Annotated in this window: 2 protein-coding genes; one reads left to right on the top strand and one right to left on the bottom strand. The window is 69.1% G+C overall.

All coding sequences use genetic code 11. The features are described from left to right. The first annotated feature begins 166 nt into the window (after positions 1-166). Complete coding sequence (locus MJ783_RS02805) at positions 167-874, top strand: ABC transporter ATP-binding protein (RefSeq protein WP_239308332.1); 708 nt, start codon at positions 167-169, stop codon at positions 872-874. A gap of 178 nt (positions 875-1,052) precedes the next feature. On the opposite strand, the gene MJ783_RS02800 is transcribed toward MJ783_RS02805, so the two are convergent. Continuing rightward, entirely contained in the window at positions 1,053-2,120 is a 1,068-nt protein-coding gene (locus MJ783_RS02800) for an amidohydrolase family protein (protein WP_239308331.1), read from the bottom strand. Positions 2,121-2,196 lie beyond the last annotated feature (76 nt).

The raw sequence follows: 2,196 nt of genomic DNA, 5'->3' as shown, positions 1-2,196 counted from the left end.
GCCGACCGGGGAGCCGACCGACGCGGCCCCGGCTGACTCCCGCAGGCCCGGTGAGCGGGCCGGGTCACCGAAACCGCATGCCGCCAAGAAGCTGATTCAGTCCGAAAAAGTATGACGCGAGAGTTTGATGATCGTGCCGCCCCGAGGGTCGGCTGAGGAGCACACGATGCCAGCGTTGATCGAAACGATAGGACTGTCGGCCGGCTACGGTTCGCTCGCGGTCGTGCGCGACCTCGACATACACGTGGAGCCGGGCGAGGTTGTCGCGCTGCTCGGCCCGAACGGCGCGGGCAAGACCACCACACTGCTCACGCTGTGTGGTGAGCTGCCTGTTCTCGGCGGGGAGGTCCGGGTGAGCGGCCAGGTCACCAAGGCCCCGCTGCACCGGCGCGCACGGGCGGGCCTTGGCCTGGTCACCGAGGAGCGGTCGGTGTTCATGAGCCTGACCGTCGAGGAGAACCTGCGGGTCAGCGGGAGTGACCTGGCGCTCGCGTTCGACTTGTTCCCGGAGCTTGCCGAGTTCCGCGGACGGCGGGTCGGGCTGCTCTCCGGTGGCCAGCAGCAGATGCTGGCCCTGGCCCGAGCGCTGGGCCGTGGCCCGAGCCTGCTGCTGGCCGACGAGCTCTCGCTCGGATTGGCGCCGCTGGTTGTCACACGGCTGCTGCGTGCGGTCCGGCAGGCCGCGGACGGCGGTGTGGGCGTGCTCCTCGTCGAGCAGCACATCGCGAAGGCTCTTGAGTTCGCCGACCGGGCCTATGTGATGAGCCGCGGCCGGATCGCGCTCAGCGGTACCGCGCAGGACCTGCGCGGCCGCTTGGACGACATCGCGCAGTCCTATCTGTCCGGCGCGCCGTTGGCCCAGGCGCACGCCTGACCCCGCGGTCGCGGGCTGGCGCGGGCCGGCGTTGAACGTGGAGAAGCCCCGGAGGCGGTTGCGTCCGGGGCTTCTCCACGTTGCCGTTGCCGTGTGGCCGTGGCCGTGGTCTGGGCAGGTGGCCTGGCCATGTCCTGTGGTCAGGCCGCCTGTGCCGAGGTCCGGAAGGCCTCAGGCCTCAGGCCTCGACCCGGTCCGGCACGGTGAACAGCGTGCGGAAGGTGTCCAGGGTGATGGTGTGGCGTACCTCGTCCGGGACATCCTGGAACAGGTCGTGCAGCGTCTGCTGGGTGTGGCCGTAGGTACCCTCGAGGTGGGGGTAGTCGTCACCCCACATGACGTTGCGGTAACCCATGGCGGTGACCGCGGGAACAGCGCTCACATCGTGCTGGAAGGACGTGTAGACCTGCCGGTAGATCAGCTCGCTCGGCAGCACCGACAGCTTGGGCAGCGCCCAGTTGCCGTGCTGGCGGTAGCCCTCGTCCATCCGGTCGGCGAGCGCCGGCACCCATGACGCCCCACCTTCGGCAATCATGATCCGCAGGCGCGGGTGACGGTCGAGCACGCCCGCGCCGACCAGGTGGGTGACGACCCGCATGCCGGGGAAGGTCGTTTCCACGTAGTTGATGACAGCCGCTCCAGGACCGCGGAACGCCTTGGCGTCCGAGCCGGTACCGATGTGGAAGGCGATCAGGAGGTTTGCTTCCTCAGCCGCGGTCCAGACCGGCTCCCACAGCTCCTGGGCGTACTCCTGCCCGTCGGGGACGACGGTGGGCAGGAACACGCACTGGAACCCCATCCCGGCGACCCGCTCGATCTCGGCCACGGCGTCTTCGATGGAGGCCATCGACAGGAGCGCGGCGCCGACGATGCGAGGCGAGCCATCCATGATCTCTTCACGGCACCAGTCGTTGTACGCCCGCACGGACGCGGCGGCGAGTTCCCGATCGGTGATCAGGACGGTCCACAGGCCCATCGACGGGAATACGAGCTGCCCCCAGATGCCCTCGGCATCCATGTCCTGGAGGCGAAGCTTGAGGTCGTAGGCGCCCGGGGGACGGAACGAGTCCATGAAGTCGTTGAGCGCCCGTCGCTGGACCACGTTGTCGACGTAGATTGTTTCGTGCCGGTCGCCCCGTTCGGTGCGTGGAGCGCGGTCCGCCAGGTGCGCCGGCAGCCTTGACGTCCACAGGTCGACCGGCTCCAGCAGGTGCGAATCTCCCGAGTTCGCCCAGATCTTGTCCATGCCCACTCCTTAGTTCCCGCCAGGGGCCAGCGGTGGCGCGATCGTGCCCGTCGCGCGCCGCCGGTGGCCCAGGTCT

Origin of the sequence: Protofrankia sp. Cj3, from assembly GCF_917627355.1 — a bacterium.
Lineage (GTDB): Bacteria > Actinomycetota > Actinomycetes > Frankiales > Frankiaceae > Protofrankia.
The sequence above is the reverse complement of the archived record's forward strand: the minus strand, read 5'-3'. Positions and strand labels throughout refer to the sequence as shown.

Bases quoted from the DNA above. Each gene is read 5' to 3' on its own strand.
- MJ783_RS02805 (WP_239308332.1), top strand. From the start codon at position 167: ATGCCAGCGTTGATCGAAACGATAGGACTGTCGGCCGGCTACGGTTCG.
- MJ783_RS02800 (WP_239308331.1), bottom strand. From the start codon at position 2,120: ATGGACAAGATCTGGGCGAACTCGGGAGATTCGCACCTGCTGGAGCCG.